The sequence below is a fragment of the Spiroplasma endosymbiont of Polydrusus cervinus genome, assembly GCF_964019755.1.
GTDB lineage: Bacteria > Bacillota_I > Bacilli_A > Mycoplasmatales > Mycoplasmataceae > Spiroplasma.
Genome location: NZ_OZ026469.1, coordinates 182,964 through 199,134 on the forward strand (window position 1 = coordinate 182,964; position 16,171 = coordinate 199,134).

Sequence of the window (16,171 nt, forward strand, 5' to 3'; positions counted from 1 at the left end):
GATTTAAAGCGTAGTTATTGAGATAAATATAAAAATTATTCAAGTAATGGTAAGGATAGCGAATTATTAAAAAATATTGTAAAAGTCTATGAAGAAAATTTAAAACAATTTGGTTATCGTCGAATTACCAAATATTTAAAAGAAGATTATGGCATTGTTTATAATGCTAAGAAAGTATTGCGAATTATGAAAGAAAATAATATTCAAGCTGAATATGTAAAGCGTATGCGTAGAAAAATATTAATAAAACAAAATAGAAATAAAAATATAATTAAATATCCTGATTTAGTAAATCGTAATTTTAATGATATTAAAGAAAGATTTTCAATTTTATTTACTGATGTAACTTATTTAATTTGAAATGGTAAAAAACATTATCAATCAACAATACTTGATGGATATACTAAAGAAATTATTGATGTAAAATGATCAAAATTTAATAATAACAAACTTGTAATTGATAATTTAAATGATGCAATTAATAAAATTAAAAAAATAAAAAAAGATTTAAATAAAATAATAATTCATTCAGATCACGGATATCAATATACATCTAAAGATTACAATAGTAAATGTTTAGATAACAAAATTATAATTTCAATGGGTAAAAATTATCATTGTGCAGACAACATTATTATTGAAAGTTTTCATTCATTACTTAAAAAAGGAACAATCCATAATAAAAATTATAAATCTCATAATGAATATATTAATGATGTTAAAAAATGAAATAAATGATATTCAAACCAAAAAGAAAAATATATAATAAATGAAAGTTTGTAAACCTTTTTATTAATACTTACTAAACAGGGTGCAGTCTACTATAGTTTAGCAAAGACTTTTTTTCTTTACTTACTTTTTTGGGTGCAGTATAATAAAAAAAATTTTTTTAAATTAAATTAGTGTTTGTTAAGATTAGTAAAATTTATTTTTTATTGTGTTTAATTTTATAATTTTAAAAATAAATATTAAAAACAATATTTTTAATTTAATATTTTTTGTGATTATTGTTTTTTATTTTTAATTTGTTATAATTTTATTAACTTTTTATGATTTAGTTTTACAGTATACAATAAAAATGTATTTTTGTCGTGGAAAAATTTAAAAAAATAAAAAAATATATTGATAATAAAATTAAAAGTAATATAATTTGAGTAATTAAGTGGTATATTATCCCACAATTTCTAAGATATTAATTAAAACCCTTAAATAATAAATACAATCTATTTATTGTTGCAACATTTTAATTTGATAAATTAAAATAGCCGCTGCAACGGATACATTTAAAGAATCAAGATGACCTGTCGTTGGAATATAAATATTAAAATCAGAATGCTTTAATAATTTTGAACTAATACCGGTTGCTTCATTTCCAACAATTAAACAAACTGGTGTATCATATTTTAATTTCCCTACTTTTTGGGCTTTTGTTGTTAAATTTGTCGCATAAATTCAAAAACCTTGTTTTTTTAAAGATTCAATCCCAGTAGTTAAATTATTTACCCGACAAACTGGAACATAATTAAAAGCTCCGGCAGAAGTTTTTGCAACCGTAGCATTAATATCAACTTGTCGTTTATCTAAAATAATAACACCATCAACATTAAACAAATCACAAGTTCGTAAAATTGCTCCAAAATTATGTGGATCAGAAATTTGATCAAGTACTAATAAAAAAGGATGTTTGCTTTGTAATGCTTTTTCAGTCAGTGTTATCAAAGAATAATTTTCTGGTTTGCAAATTTCTAATACTAAATTTTGGTGTTTGTTTGTTTCAACCAGGGTTGTCATTTTATCTGTTGAACAAAAAATAACCTCAAGGTGGCGCTCTTGAGCTAATTTTAAATAATAGTCATTATGCTTCCCGGTTAACAATAAATATAGTTTATTAAGTTTCATTGTCGGATTTAATAACGATTCCATAACAGGATTAATTCCATAAATGTATATATATTTTTGCATGCTTTCTTCCTTTTCCTGGATTGGAAACCCTTTTTAGGACACTTTTTTATATGAAGTGTTGTTTTCTAAATTCAACAGGTGTTAAATAATTTAAGCTATCGTAAATTCGAATATTATTATATCAATGCACAAAGTCAAATAATTTGTATTTTAATTGGGTTAAATTTATAATTTTTTCCCTCCTGTATACTGTAAAACTAAATCATAAAAAGTTAATAAGATTATAACAAATTAAAAATAAAAAACAATAATCACAAAAAATATTAAATTAAAAATATTGTTCTTAATATTTTTTGTGATTATTGTTTTTTATTTTTAATTTGTTATAATCTTATTAACTTTTTATGATTTAGTTTTACAGTATACAGGAGATTAAAATGAAAAAAATAATGAAAGTTTTAATGATGGTACAAATACTAACAACATCGACGAGTTTTACCGTGTCTTGTGCGAAAAAATATCAGTATCTGTGTGATGTGTGAGTAATTAGTAGTGGTGGTCCCATTAATGATAAGTCTTTTATTCAGTCAGCATGAGAAGGAGCAAGTAAATTTATTGTTTCACAAGCAGCAAGTAGTCCTGCTTTAGCGAAGTGACAAGATAGTTCTTTATGGGCTAGTTATTATGAACCAAGTGGGATTACCCCCAGTGAATTTCAAACGGCATATAAAGTGGCAACTATTGTTGGGGCAAAGACGCTAATTTTACCTGGCTTTAGTCATGGTCTTACGATTGGTTGAGCGGCCGCTTTAACCGATAACGTCATTTTTATTGATGGTAGTGGGCAAAATGTGCACGCTAAGATGGGCGCTAATGAACCAATAGTTGATAATATTATTGGAATTTTATTTCAAAAAGAAATTGCTGGGTTTTTAGCTGGTCTTGTGACAGCAATTTGACTTAATTTACACCAAGCAGAATTTAAGCAAGAATTAAATATTGCAACTTATGGTGGAATGGATAATCCAATTGGAGTTTCAAATTATTTATGAGGATTTTTACTAGCGGCTGATATTTTTAATGAAATTATTAAGCCAAATGCTTCATATCCTAATTTACAACAATTAATGCCAGATATTTTAGCAGTAATTAATAATAAGATTGATCCAACCATTAAGCATTTATTACCAATTAATAAAGTTCAAGATGTTTTAAATGCTAATGAATCATGATTCTCACAGTCTTTCAACCAAGGAGAAGGAAAAATAATTTCTGATTATTTAATTAGTAAGAAGGCAAGTATTATTTTCCCAGTTGCCGGACCACAAACACAAGATACAATTGATTACATTAAATATAAGCAAGTGAAAACCAAAGTTATTGGTGTCGATACTGCCCAATCGCAAATATATGGTGATGAACATATCATTACTAGTGGTTTACTAAATATTGCCCAAGCAACGGAGGATGCTTTAGCTAATATTTATTCATCAAAATGTAATTATAATAGTGTAACTAAACAATGAGATGACAGTAAAACCGCTCAAGAATGTTGAATTAATACTGATCAATCTTCTAAAACAAATCCTAATTGATTAGGAGTCGAGAAAACAAAATGAATTGATGATAGCGTTATTAATTATCTTAACAATAATGCAAAAATTGCTAAATTAACCACCACAATTGGGACAATTTATGAACAAATCAACCAAGCTCATTTTGCTGATACGTTAAGATTAACTTATCAAACGCAAAACCAACTAAAAAAAGACTTATTAGTAATGCTAGAAAATGGTTTAAAATAAAAATCATTTATTTTTTCATAAAATTTTAAAAAGTATAGTATAATTCTCATAGATAGTGTGGTGTTTATATGGAGGGCTTCTTGACGACGACTATAAAAATCTTAGATTTGGAAATATCAGTAATCGGGTTAATTGGTTTTTTTCTAGGGTTTGCAGCGCTATTATTATTTGTTTATTTTATTATTACTTTTTCTTTATTTCAAAGTAAAAAAAGTAGTAGTAATTGAACAAATATTATAAATCTAAAACAAGAAACTAGTTTTAAAGAAAACATTGAGTATTTTGAACAAGAAATTATGCTAGCTAAAAAAATGGGTGATAAAAACTAGCACTTTCTTTTTTCATACAATGTTATTCACATTTAGGGCAGGTGAAACAAAGAATGGGTTTTTTCAATACGGTTAAGTCTTTTATGGTAAAAGATAAACAACATCAGCAACCACCAATGCAATCAGAGCAACGTTTTGGTGATAGTTTTAATGTTGATTTAATTCAACATAATAATTCTGGCTTTACAGAAAACCGCCCATATCCGCATAATATGCTGCCAAATCAATATTTTCGTCCAAATGAAGCATATAAACAAAACCAATTAAATAATATGGAAATGTTATATCAAAATAATAATACAATTCATCCGTGCCGGATGAATTTAAGTAATCAATATAATTATTATGCTAATAATAATAAGCGACAATATCCACCAGAAGACCAGGATATTATGCATACAACCTCACCTCAAATGCGATCAGGGTATGTTGAACCATATTATAATCATGTTGCTGCGCAAAATCATCCACAATCAATGCCAATGCAGCAACAAATTTTTCCACGGCGAATTCAACAATATCCGGCAAGTGCTAATTATGATCAATATTGGGCCGGACCACAAAAACCAGAGCGTTATGATAATCCGGAATTTGTTGGATATCAAAATGACCATGAAGGGTATGAAAATAATGATAATTATTCACATCAGCATTGTCATCCTTATCAAGCTCGTGTTACACCGGCATATAATCAAATGCCTGTGAATGACCAATTTAATCGTTCGGAAGTAGGGTATGATTCGAAAGGATATTATCGTGGAGCAAATGCCGGCCAATATTTGGATGATAATCAAATGATGGGGAATAGGATGCTAGCGCCACCGTCATTTTATCAAAAGAATCATTTTATCCCCTCAACACAATTTGAAGCACCAGCGTTAACAAATAGTATTGAAAATAAACGCTATGCTTATCAACCACAATTATCCGAGAAACAACGCCACCGTCATTTTAGTAAAGATTATGCTAATCGATTGATTCCGTTAGAAATTGGGCGGGAAATTCGTTCGGAAAAAGTGCGCACTTTAATTATGATTATTGTTGGTTTCTTTGGCACAATGATAGCAAGTTTATTTATTGCTTTATATTTTATTTCGCATCAGCAAGAGTTAGAAGCAATTATGGGAATTAAAGCCAGATATATTCCCCATCCTTTTTTAACAATTACTTTTTTATTAATATCTTTAGGCTTATTGTTTGCTGGTATTTTTGATTTATCACGCGTTCGGATTGAAATAAATAGTTATCTTTCGAATTTAATACGGGGTAATCACACGATTCCTCATTTCTTAATTGATAATTATAAAAAGATGACCGTTCGTAGCATTGTTTTAAATTGATTGGCTTTTCCAACTTATTTCTTTGGCGGTATTATTTTAGGAATTTTATATGGTTTCCAACAACATTTCGGGGAAGAATTCCGCTTTGGTTTCTGGAGTTGAGGCATTGTTGATGATTTAACAGCCGCCATCACCATTACCATTATTATTTTAATTGTAACGTTAGGGGTTCATATTGCGAATATTGTTTTAGCGAAAAAAAGAAAAGCAAATATTATTGGCTATTATGGTTATGAAATTGTTCATCCCGAAGAATTAGCAGCGTTAAAGAAAAAAACAAACCGGATTTGTTTAGTTGTCTTTATTATTTTCCTAATTATTTTAACCCTAGTAATTTCAATTCCATGATTAATTGCTCGTCGTCGTAAATGAAGTGGGAAGTCTTTCCTTGACAGTTGATTTAATGGTAATTGTATACTGTAAAACTAAATCATAAAAAGTTAATAAAATTATAACAAATTAAAAATAAAAAACAATAATCACAAAAAATATTAAATTAAAAATATTGTTTTTAATATTTATTTTTAAAATTATAAAATTAAACACAACAAAAAATAAATTTTACTAATCTTAACAAACACTAATTTAATTTAAAAAAATTTTTTTATATTAGACTGCACCCAAAAAAGTAAGTAAAGAAAAAAAGTCTTTGCTAAACTTTAGACTGCACTCTGTTTAGTAAATATTAATAAAAAGGTTTACAAACTTTCATTTATTATATATTTTTCTTTTTGGTTTGAATATCATTTATTTCATTTTTTAACATCATTAATATATTCATTATGAGATTTATAATTTTTATTATGGATTGTTCCTTTTTTAAGTACTGAATGAAAACTTTCAATAATAATGTTGTCTGCACAATGATAATTTTTACCCATTGAAATTATAATTTTGTTATCTAAACATTTACTATTGTAATCTTTAGATGTATATTGATATCCGTGATCTGAATGAATTATTATTTTATTTAAATCTTTTTTTATTTTTTTAATTTTATTAATTTCATCATTTAAATTATCAAGTACAAGTTTGTTATTATTAAATTTTGATCATTTTACATCAATAATTTCTTTAGTATATCCATCAAGTATTGTTGATTGATAATGTTTTTTACCATTTCAAATTAAATAAGTTACATCAGTAAATAAAATTGAAAATCTTTCTTTAATATCATTAAAATTACGATTTACTAAATCAGGATATTTAATTATATTTTTATTTCTATTTTGTTTTATTAATATTTTTCTACGCATACGCTTTACATATTCAGCTTGAATATTATTTTCTTTCATAATTCGCAATACTTTCTTAGCATTATAAACAATGCCATAATCTTCTTTTAAATATTTGGTAATTCGACGATAACCAAATTGTTTTAAATTTTCTTCATAGACTTTTACAATATTTTTTAATGATTCGCTATCCTTACCATTACTTGAATAATTTTTATATTTATCTCAATAACTACGCTTTAAATCTGTTATATCAAGTAATAAATTTAGTGGATATTTATTAATGTTTTCTTTGATAAAAGATACAATTTTTCTTTTATTTAATTGTAAAAGTCATGAAGCTTTTTTAGTAATTCATACCTAACTTTGTAATAGTTTAAATCTCTTTTTTCAAATGATTCTTTTGGACCTTTATTGGTGTTTAAAATTCCTTTCTTAAAATTTTCATACCATGAAGCAACAGTTTTTTATTAATTTGATATTTTTTTGCAATAAAACTTATACTATTATTTTTAACCTCTTGTACTATCATTTTTCGAAAATATGCTGTATATTTATTAAATTTTTGTCCTTTTCTTGCCATATAAAAATGCACCTCCTCTAAAGTTTAGCAAAGACTTTTTTTCTTTACTTACTTTTTTGGGTGCAGTCTATTTGATTTACGATTTACTAAAACTAACAAATGAAAATTACCACAATCAAGAGTATCCATTTCTTAAATTCCACTAAAACTTAAATCATTTCCATAATCATTTAAAAATTGCTTATAATCTCTAAGATTAAGTAATTTTCCACGATTATCATTTTGTTCCCCATTTTTTGTTTTTCTTTTTTTATTTTTAAAATATAACATTTCTTTTTTTAAATTAAAATAACCTAATTTAATATATTTATACATTGTTTTAAACATACACCAAATTTTACATTATATTGTAATTCATACGAAGTAATAATATTTTGTGGCGAACGACCAAAATTATTATATTCATTAGAAAAATGACTTAATTCTTGTGAATTTAACATTGAATATTTACGACATTATTTTTTATTTTTATCATTTATTTTTTGTGCTTTTGCAGCATTATAATCATTAATATTATCAAACATATTTAACTCTTGCCAAATAGCTCTATAATCTCTATTCATTTGCTTAGCAATTTTTCGAATATTAATTGTTCCATTTTCCTTTTTAAATAATTCATTATCTTTTAATTTTTCCAAATTTACTCTTTCATTAAAATCTAATCTTTCATATTTTTTCACACTTTACCTCCTAAAATATTTAAAATGTTATAATTATTGCACATAAATTATAACATTTTAAATATTTTAGGAGCAGTCGGATTAACAGCAACAAGTACAACATCATTAATTTAGTTGCGAAAAACCAAATAATAGTGAAAACGGCGAGTAATAAACCAGAACCCAAACCACAACAACCACCAGTTGGAAGTAATTGAAAGTTAATTGAAGATTGTAAATTACGCGGGATAATTTATTCTTTACTTTTTAATTTCAATATCATTTGTAATCTTATTGACAGTATTAATAACAATATTTTTACCATACTTTTTCACTAACGACCGCAAAGTTAAATATTGCTTTATTTGCATAATTTCAACCTCCTATAATTAACTTAAAAAGTTAACTAAATTAATAGTTAACTTTTTATGATTTGGTATTTACAATTTACACTTTCTATGAATTTTTTTCATAATAAAATGCACCCCATTTCTAGTTTACACAAATGTTTTTATTTTTGTGTCTACTATATAGGGGGCATTCCACAGTATTTTTAATTTAATATTTTTTGTGATTATTGTTTTTTATTTTTAATTTGTTATAATTCTATTAGCTTTTTATGATTTAGTTTTACAGTATACATTTTTCATCGTGATGATGATAAATTAGAATTATACCAAAATGGTAAACCACTAGAAGTAAAAAAGAATAACAAAGTAGGGAAAAAATAAAATTACAGTTACTGGTGATAAAGAATAAATTACGAGTTTAAAACAAAAATTACCAAATAATTCTTTGAATAATATTGAGGAAAAAGATAATCTTACCATTACTTTATCTGTTAAATAATTTCAACAAGTTGTTCGTGATACAGTGGAAGATGTTTTAGTTGAGTTGGGAATTAAAAATAAAAATGAATAATTTTCCCTTTATTTTTGTTTATTTTAATTTTAGATTGGAGCGGAAAAATCGATGAAAATAGCGTTATTTGGTGGTAGTTTTGATCCTTTTCATACTGATCATTTAACAATGATTAATCTTGTTAAAATAAAAACAGATATTGATGAAATTTGAATTATTCCAACAAATCAAAATCCGTTTAAAACACGGAAACTATCACCAGTTAATGATCGCCTTGCAATGATTACTTTAGCAGTTAGTAGTTTACCATATGTTAAAATTAATGCAATTGAATTAGAAAATAAAAAGCCTAGTACTACTTATGATACTGTTTTAAAATTACAACACCAATTTTTTAACCATCAATTTTATTTTATGATTGGGTCTGATCAATTGGCGACGTTAGATAAATGAAATAATATTGAGGCATTAACAAAAATTCAAACTTTTATTATTTTTCAGCGAAATAAAAAGATTGATCAAGCAATTTTAAAACAATATCAAGCAATTTTAATTCCATTTCATGATAATTTACATTTATCATCAACAATGTTACGCGAAGGAAAAAATATCGCCTTGCAATTACCAATGATTACTAATTATATTAATAATAATTTATTATATTTGCCAGAACGTTTAAAACAAAATATGGATGCGAAACGTTATCAACATTGTTTAAATGTTGGTCAAAAAGCACAAGAATTAGCGTTAATTTATCATTTAGATTCGCAAAAAGCTTTAATTGCCGGGACTTATCATGATATCACAAAACAATGAACAGAAGAAAAACAACAGGCGTATTTAACAAAATATTTACCATCTTTTTTATCAGAGCCCTTGCCAACGTGACACTCTTATACTGGTTATTGTCATTTAAAATATGATTTATTATTTACTGATGAAGAAATTTTATCAGCAGTTAAGTGGCATACTGTTGGTTGACCACAGATGACAATGTTTGAAATGTTAATATTTATTACTGATAAAATTAGTTGTGAACGAGATTATCCGAAGGTTGATTATTATCGAACATTAGCCCAACAAGATTTAAAAAAAGCATTTCAAGAATTGTTAGTCGCTCAATTTGAGTGAGCAGTGGCTCAATATGGTCTTGAACATTTAGGAAAGAACATTCAATTAACTTATCAACATTGGAGAGAGGATAAATAAAGTGTAAATTGTAATTGAAATTATGGTGGAAAAATTTATATGTTGCTTTTGAGCGTTTTACTTCTAGTAAAACGATTTTTTGTAGCAAAATTAACTAGATAAGTTTATAATTATAATTAGAAGATAAAATCAGAGGAGATTTATTTTACAATGCAAAAAGGATTAGAAAAGCAGCTGGAAGATAGTTTAAAAAGCTCAGAACAAGCGATGTTTGATGCTTTATTAAAAAGTTATTATTTAGATGATGATCAATTAGATTATTTACACCAACATTATCGCCCAATTTTTACTTTTGATGATAATGAAGAATGTATTTGTTTAAGCAAGGAAAAATATGGAGTTTGTTGTAACCCAAAGGTCTTAAGTTCAATTAAAAACCGAACAGAATATATTTCAATTTTACAAGCGGTGGGGGATTCGACCTTAAAAGAATTTTATTTGCAACAAGAAACAAAACATTATCAACAAGCCTTAAAAAATTGTGCTAAACAAACATGTATTTTACCAGATTGTGATAATAAAGTTTCCCAATATGACTTGTATCCGCTTGAAATTAGTAAAAATAGGTATTATTTAAATCGTTATCATTCAAAGAATTTTTTTAAAAGTATTAAAATACCATTTTTAGATGCTACAAAGGATGATAAAACGGCGTATTATTTTAGTGTTTTTTGTCGTAAACATCTTAATGAGTATCTTAAAACAGATAAGGTCCTAGCACCACAATTAGAAGCATTATTAATGAATATAAATGATAATTTAATTGATCATAAAGAGCTTTATGAAACATATGTTAATTATTATCATGGGTTAAGTGTTGCTGAACAAGTAATTTTAACGATTAAACTTCGTCGTCTGATGAAATTAGCTTTAATTTATCAATTCGAGTTATCACGGTTACTTAATGATTTAGATAATCAACAACATAGATATGTTACTAAAAAAATTATTTTACCAAAGCCAATTCATTCGCTTGTTTTTAATGATATCTTATTAGCTCAATTAACACCAATTACTTTTCAAGCAATTAATTCACCAAATAATCCCTTTTTGCAAAATAAAATTTTATATGCATGATTAGTTAATAAGGATAAAAAGGGAGAAGTCCACTTTATTTATCATAAAAATAATCGAATCTTTAATACTTATTTTGCCGAATGAGACGAAAAGAATAAAAAAGAAAAACAATGAGAAAACTATATTTCAAGTATTATCCTTAACCAAGGAACCCATTTTTTAATTGATAAAAAATATTATGATAAATTGAACCAAAAAACAAAAGATTTAATTAATATTTATTATTATAATCGTTTTGAACAACCACGAAATTCGGCAGAAGAATTAATATTGCAAACTTTTATTAATAATTTTAATAATGGCATTAATATTTTAAAATAGGAAGTTAATGAAAATGACAATTGCAGGATGAATTATAATTGGTTTTTTCCTTAGTTTATTAATTATATTTAGTGGTTTTTTATGATGATTTTATCAAAAGAAACAACAACTTTTTTTTGAAATTTATAAACAATTAGAAATGGAAAATCAAGAATATATTAATAATAAATTAGCAGATTTACCTTTACAAGAAATTGCTGTTAAATTTAAGTTAGAACCTGGTGAAAAGGTTTTTAGTAATATTTCAGTAACAACTTATCGCCAAGGGCAAACGAAAAAGAATGCTGGTCAAACCCACTCAAAATATACTATTTCATTTGAAAATGGTATTAGTCTTGGTTATGGAAATGGTAAAAAAATTAAAGAAATGGTCCAAATTCCTTTTCAAAATGGTCATATGTTTATTATGAACCAACGAATTTTAATTATTAACGAGGAGATTACAACGATTTGACCGTTAACACAAATTAACAACTTTGAATTAAGTATCTTTCGCATTAATAATATCTTATGTCAGGGCTTTTTTTATTTATATGTGCAACTAAAGTGCTTTATAATCATTGTAAAAGGGTTAGAAACACCATATTTAATTTATAAGGTGTGAAAAAATGAACAATAGTTATTTAATTGCTTTTATTTTATTTGGCAGTATTTTAGGAAGTGCTACCATTATTGTGCTTATTTTAGCTTTGTTCCAACACCAAAAAATTAAGCATTTTAAACAAAAAAAACATGAATTACAAACGATGATTGATGATAATCAACCATTGTTAACTGATCCATTAAATGAAGTCCAAATTAAATATGAATTGCCAAAAGATGAAACATGTTATTATGAAGCAACAATTAGTGGCTATGAAATCACTAAGAAAAAAGAACTTAACCAAAATGCTTATTATTTAAGTCAACGAATGCAAAATAAATATTATGTTGAATACTTGGCGGGTTATTTAAACTTAACCACAAATAGGGGTGGGGAAACCCTGACCGGAACACTTTATGTAACAAACCAACGTTTAGTATGGCAAACTAAAGATCAAAATGTAATAATTTGATTAAAAGATGTCAGTTTTGCCTTACCAAGTGTTTTTAATCGGAATGGACTTTATCAACGTGGTTTTTTCATTAGTACCACTGAAAAAATTTATTGTTTTATAACAAATGATGTTAAAATATCAATAATAATTTTTAAAGCATGTGTATACTATAAAACTAAATCATAAAAAGTTAATAGAATTATAACAAATTAAAAATAAAAAACAATAATTACAAAAAATATTAAATTAAAAATATTGTTTTTAATATTTATTTTTAAAATTATAAAATTAAACACAACAAAAAATAAATTTTACTAATCTTAACAAACACTAATTTAATTTAAAAAAATTTTTTTAAATTATTGTCTTGATGTAAAATTTTCCAAGCAAGGTCTAATTGTGGTATTTAATATATCTAAAATAGATTTTAATCTACTACGAATATTAATTAATGGCTCATTTTGACCCAATCAACGCCTTATATCTCTATTTATTCTTTCTACTAATGCTTTCTTGCGAGGTTTACCAGGATCACAAAAATAAACTCTTATTTTAAAATGTTTTTCTATGGTTTAGACTGCACCCTGTTTAGTAAGTATTAATAACAATATCTTTACCATACTTTTTCACTAAGACCGCAAAATTAAATATTGCTTTATTTGCATAATTTCAACAGCCTATAATTAACTTAAAAATTAACTTATAAAAAGTTAACTAAATTAATAGTTAACTTTTTATAAGTTGGTATTTACAATTTACAGGGGAAATATTTTTTTATTTTACAAAAAATAGTGGTTTTCTAACGAAAAGTCACTTTAAAATGGAACAAATTCCTCATTTTCGGTATATAATAAAAATAGTTTTAGTAGAAAGAGAAGTGAGGATTTTTTATTATGTCAAAAAAACTACACGGGATAGGCGCTAGTAATGGAATTGCGATTGCAAAAGTTTTTAAGTTAGAAGAACCAAAATGTGAAATTTCAAATAATACGGTTTTTGACCCAGCAAAAGAAATTAAAATGTTAGAAGCAGCAATGCAAAAAGCAAGTACAGATATTGAAAAATTACAAAAGATTGCTTTGGAAAAATTAGGGGCAGAGAAAGCGGCCATTTTTGAAGCACACAAAGAAATATTGCATGATCCAGCAATGATTGATGAAGCAAAAAACATGATTAAGAATAATAACAATAATGCAGCGTATGCAATTCATACAGTTACCCAAAAATTTATTACAATGTTTGCCGGAATGGATGATACATATTTTAAAGAACGTGCTGCTGATGTTAAAGATGTAAAGGACCGTTTAATTAAGTACCTTTTAAATTTTCCAGTGTTAGATTTAGCAACTATTAATGAAGAAGTTATTATTGTTGCAGAAGATTTAACACCTTCCCAAACAGCGCAGTTAAATCCTAAATTTGTTAAAGGATTTAGTTGTGATATGGGGGGAAGAACTAGTCATGCGGCAATTATGGCGCGTAGTTTAGAAATTCCAGCTGTCTTAGGATTAAAAGATGTTACAAAACAAGTTAAACATAATGAAACAATTATGCTTGATGGAACAACGGGAGAAGTTATCTTAGATCCAACAACAGCAGAAGTTAAAGAATGAACAACCGCAAAAGAAAATTTTTTACAATTGCAACAAGAATTATTAGCATTTAAAGACAAACCAACTATTTCCAAAGATGATTATAAAAAATTTGTTTTAGAAGGAAATATTGGGGCGCCAAAAGATATTCAAGGGGTTTTAGATAACGGTGGCCAAGGAATTGGGCTGTTTAGAAGTGAATTCTTATACATGGATAATGATCATTTTCCAACTGAAGATGAACAATATGAAGCGTATAAAGGTGTCTTAGAAGGAATGCAAGGACGACCAGTTATTATTCGAACATTAGATATTGGGGGCGATAAAAAATTATCGTACTTTAAATTTCCCGAAGAAATGAACCCATTTTTAGGTTATCGTGCTATTCGTCTTTGCTTGGATAAAACAGATATTTTCCGTACACAATTACGGGCTTTATTACGTGCCAGTATGCATGGAAAAATGGGAATTATGTTTCCAATGATTGCAACAATTGATGAATTTAAATCCGCTAAAGAAATTACTTTAGAGGAAAAAGCCGCTTTAATCAAAGCAGGATATAAAGTTTCAGATAATATTGAAATTGGAATGATGATGGAAATTCCAGCAGCAGCAATGATAACTGACCAGTTTGCTAAACATGCTGATTTCTTTTCAATCGGAACTAATGATTTAATTCAATATACAATGGCAGCTGATCGTATGAGTCAATTTGTGGCATATTTATATCAACCATATAATCCGTCTGTTTTACGCTTAATTAAAAAAATTATTGATGGCGCACATAAAGAAGGAAAATGAGTTGGAATGTGTGGCGAAATGGCAGGAGAGGAACAAGCAATTCCACTTTTAATGGGAATGAAATTAGATTACTTTTCAATGTCAGCAACAAGAATTTTAAATGCTCGTCGCATTATTAGTAAATTAGAAGTTTCAGCAATGGAACAATTAGTATCAGAAGCATTAGCAGCAGAAACAGCTGATGAAGTTTTAACATTAGTTGAAAAAATAACAAAAGCTGCTTTAAACGCTTAAAATTTTGTTAAAATAACACTATAATTATATATAGTGTTATTTTTTATTAAATAGGTGGTTTGTATGAATTATTTAAATGTGTATACTGTAAAAATAAATCATAAAAAGTTAATAAAATTATAACAAATTGATGGAATGCCCCCTATATAGTAGACACAAAAATAAAAAATTTGTGTAAACTAGAAATGGGGGGCATTTTATTATGAAAAAAATTCATAGAAGTAAAGAATTAATTATTAAAATTGTTAATGAACATCTAAAATAAGGATGTAGTTATAATTATTTAGCTGAAAAATATAATATTTCTCGCAATACTATTAGTCAGACTAGACTGCACCCCGTTTAGTACGTATTAATAAAAAGGTTTACAAACTTTCATTTATTATATATTTTTCTTTTTGGTTTGAATATCATTTATTTCATTTTTTAACATCATTAATATATTCATTATGAGATTTATAATTTTTATTATGGATTGTTCCTTTTTTAAGTAATGAATGAAAACTTTCAATAATAATGTTGTCTGCACAATGATAATTTTTACCCATTGAAATTATAATTTTGTTATCTAAACATTTACTATTGTAATCTTTAGATGTATATTGATATCCGTGATCTGAATGAATTATTGTTTTATTTAGATCTTTTTTTATTTTTTTAATTTTATTAATTAATTGCATCATTTAAATTATCAATTACAAGTTTGTTATTATTAAATTTTGATCATTTTACATCAATAATTTCTTTAGTATATCCATCAAGTATTGTTGATTGATAATGTTTTTTACCATTTCAAATTAAATAAGTTACATCAGTAAATAAAATTGAAAATCTTTCTTTAATATCATTAAAATTACGATTTACTAAATCAGGATATTTAATTATATTTTTATTTCTATTTTGTTTTATTAATATTTTTCTACGCATACGCTTTACATATTCAGCTTGAATATTATTTTCTTTCATAATTCGCAATACTTTCTTAGCATTATAAACAATGCCATAATCTTCTTTTAAATATTTGATAATTCGACGATAACCAAATTATTTTAAATTTTCTTCATAGACTTTTACAATATTTTTTAATGATTCGCTATCCTTACCATTACTTGAATAATTTTTATATTTATCTCAATAACTACGCTTTAAATCTGTTATATCAAGTAATAAATTTAGTGGATATTTA

General features: G+C 25.9%; 14 protein-coding genes and 6 pseudogenes. 10 read left to right on the forward strand and 10 right to left on the reverse strand.

What is annotated here, in order from left to right:
- Window positions 1–99 precede the first annotated feature (99 nt).
- Window positions 100–165, forward strand: a pseudogene (locus AACK78_RS07240) (hypothetical protein); the annotation flags it as partial.
- Window positions 166–186: 21 nt separating this feature from the next.
- The gene (locus tag AACK78_RS01050; protein WP_338954388.1) at window positions 187–783 is read left to right on the forward strand and encodes a DDE-type integrase/transposase/recombinase; all 597 of its coding nucleotides are present in this window, start codon (window positions 187–189) and stop codon (window positions 781–783) included.
- 444 nt (window positions 784–1,227) lie between these two features.
- Here AACK78_RS01050 and rlmB read toward each other — a convergent pair whose 3' ends face one another.
- Both rlmB and AACK78_RS01060 read right to left on the reverse strand, forming a co-directional pair.
- A complete protein-coding gene (rlmB, locus tag AACK78_RS01055; RefSeq protein ID WP_338955743.1) occupies window positions 1,228–1,962 on the reverse strand; it encodes a 23S rRNA (guanosine(2251)-2'-O)-methyltransferase RlmB in 735 nt (244 codons plus the stop codon).
- A gap of 46 nt (window positions 1,963–2,008) precedes the next feature.
- Window positions 2,009–2,116 (reverse strand): annotated as a pseudogene (locus AACK78_RS01060) (IS3 family transposase); the annotation flags it as partial.
- 223 nt (window positions 2,117–2,339) lie between these two features.
- Here AACK78_RS01060 and AACK78_RS01065 point away from each other — a divergent pair.
- From AACK78_RS01065 to AACK78_RS01075, 3 genes are all read left to right on the forward strand, one after another.
- A complete protein-coding gene (locus tag AACK78_RS01065; protein WP_338955744.1) occupies window positions 2,340–3,707 on the forward strand; it encodes a BMP family ABC transporter substrate-binding protein in 1,368 nt (455 codons plus the stop codon).
- A gap of 68 nt (window positions 3,708–3,775) precedes the next feature.
- The gene (locus tag AACK78_RS01070) at window positions 3,776–4,036 is read left to right on the forward strand and encodes a hypothetical protein (RefSeq protein WP_338955746.1); all 261 of its coding nucleotides are present in this window, start codon (window positions 3,776–3,778) and stop codon (window positions 4,034–4,036) included.
- A 53-nt stretch (window positions 4,037–4,089) separates the two neighbouring features.
- Window positions 4,090–5,799, forward strand: coding sequence for an MSC_0882 family membrane protein (locus tag AACK78_RS01075; RefSeq protein ID WP_338955748.1), 1,710 nt, complete (start codon window positions 4,090–4,092; stop codon window positions 5,797–5,799).
- A 275-nt stretch (window positions 5,800–6,074) separates the two neighbouring features.
- Here AACK78_RS01075 and AACK78_RS01080 read toward each other — a convergent pair whose 3' ends face one another.
- From AACK78_RS01080 to AACK78_RS07250, 4 genes and pseudogenes are all read right to left on the reverse strand, one after another.
- Window positions 6,075–6,671: a DDE-type integrase/transposase/recombinase gene (locus tag AACK78_RS01080; RefSeq protein ID WP_338955750.1), complete on the reverse strand. Its 597-nt coding sequence runs from the start codon at window positions 6,669–6,671 to the stop codon at window positions 6,075–6,077.
- Between the two features lie 21 nt (window positions 6,672–6,692).
- Window positions 6,693–6,965, reverse strand: a pseudogene (locus AACK78_RS07245) (hypothetical protein); the annotation flags it as partial.
- A 67-nt stretch (window positions 6,966–7,032) separates the two neighbouring features.
- Window positions 7,033–7,194 (reverse strand): hypothetical protein, encoded by a 162-nt coding sequence (locus AACK78_RS01085; protein ID WP_338954996.1) that lies wholly within the window; start codon window positions 7,192–7,194, stop codon window positions 7,033–7,035.
- Window positions 7,195–7,257: 63 nt separating this feature from the next.
- A pseudogene (locus AACK78_RS07250) lies at window positions 7,258–7,874 on the reverse strand (IS30 family transposase); the annotation flags it as partial.
- Between the two features lie 951 nt (window positions 7,875–8,825).
- Between AACK78_RS07250 and AACK78_RS01105 the strand changes: the two are divergent.
- From AACK78_RS01105 to AACK78_RS01120, 4 genes are all read left to right on the forward strand, one after another.
- Window positions 8,826–9,923: a nicotinate-nucleotide adenylyltransferase gene (locus AACK78_RS01105; RefSeq protein ID WP_338955755.1), complete on the forward strand. Its 1,098-nt coding sequence runs from the start codon at window positions 8,826–8,828 to the stop codon at window positions 9,921–9,923.
- Between the two features lie 150 nt (window positions 9,924–10,073).
- Window positions 10,074–11,321 (forward strand): hypothetical protein, encoded by a 1,248-nt coding sequence (locus AACK78_RS01110; RefSeq protein WP_338955757.1) that lies wholly within the window; start codon window positions 10,074–10,076, stop codon window positions 11,319–11,321.
- Between the two features lie 13 nt (window positions 11,322–11,334).
- Window positions 11,335–11,940, forward strand: coding sequence for a hypothetical protein (locus tag AACK78_RS01115; RefSeq protein WP_338955759.1), 606 nt, complete (start codon window positions 11,335–11,337; stop codon window positions 11,938–11,940).
- Window positions 11,930–12,544, forward strand: a complete 615-nt coding sequence (locus AACK78_RS01120) for a hypothetical protein (RefSeq protein ID WP_338955761.1) — start codon at window positions 11,930–11,932, stop codon at window positions 12,542–12,544. The genes AACK78_RS01115 and AACK78_RS01120 overlap by 11 nt, the downstream gene beginning before the upstream one ends.
- 173 nt (window positions 12,545–12,717) lie before the next feature.
- Here the strand turns inward: AACK78_RS01120 and AACK78_RS07255 are convergent.
- A pseudogene (locus tag AACK78_RS07255) lies at window positions 12,718–12,930 on the reverse strand (IS30 family transposase); the annotation flags it as partial.
- 321 nt (window positions 12,931–13,251) lie between these two features.
- Between AACK78_RS07255 and ptsP the strand changes: the two are divergent.
- A complete protein-coding gene (gene ptsP / locus AACK78_RS01125) occupies window positions 13,252–14,985 on the forward strand; it encodes a phosphoenolpyruvate--protein phosphotransferase (protein WP_338955763.1) in 1,734 nt (577 codons plus the stop codon).
- A 365-nt stretch (window positions 14,986–15,350) separates the two neighbouring features.
- Here ptsP and AACK78_RS01130 read toward each other — a convergent pair whose 3' ends face one another.
- From AACK78_RS01130 to AACK78_RS07260, 3 genes and pseudogenes are all read right to left on the reverse strand, one after another.
- Complete coding sequence (locus AACK78_RS01130; RefSeq protein WP_338955765.1) at window positions 15,351–15,668, reverse strand: integrase core domain-containing protein; 318 nt, start codon at window positions 15,666–15,668, stop codon at window positions 15,351–15,353.
- Window positions 15,652–15,951: a hypothetical protein gene (locus tag AACK78_RS01135; protein WP_338955767.1), complete on the reverse strand. Its 300-nt coding sequence runs from the start codon at window positions 15,949–15,951 to the stop codon at window positions 15,652–15,654. The genes AACK78_RS01130 and AACK78_RS01135 overlap by 17 nt, the downstream gene beginning before the upstream one ends.
- A 15-nt stretch (window positions 15,952–15,966) precedes the next feature.
- Window positions 15,967–16,014, reverse strand: a pseudogene (locus AACK78_RS07260) (hypothetical protein); the annotation flags it as partial.
- Window positions 16,015–16,171: the final 157 nt, after the last annotated feature.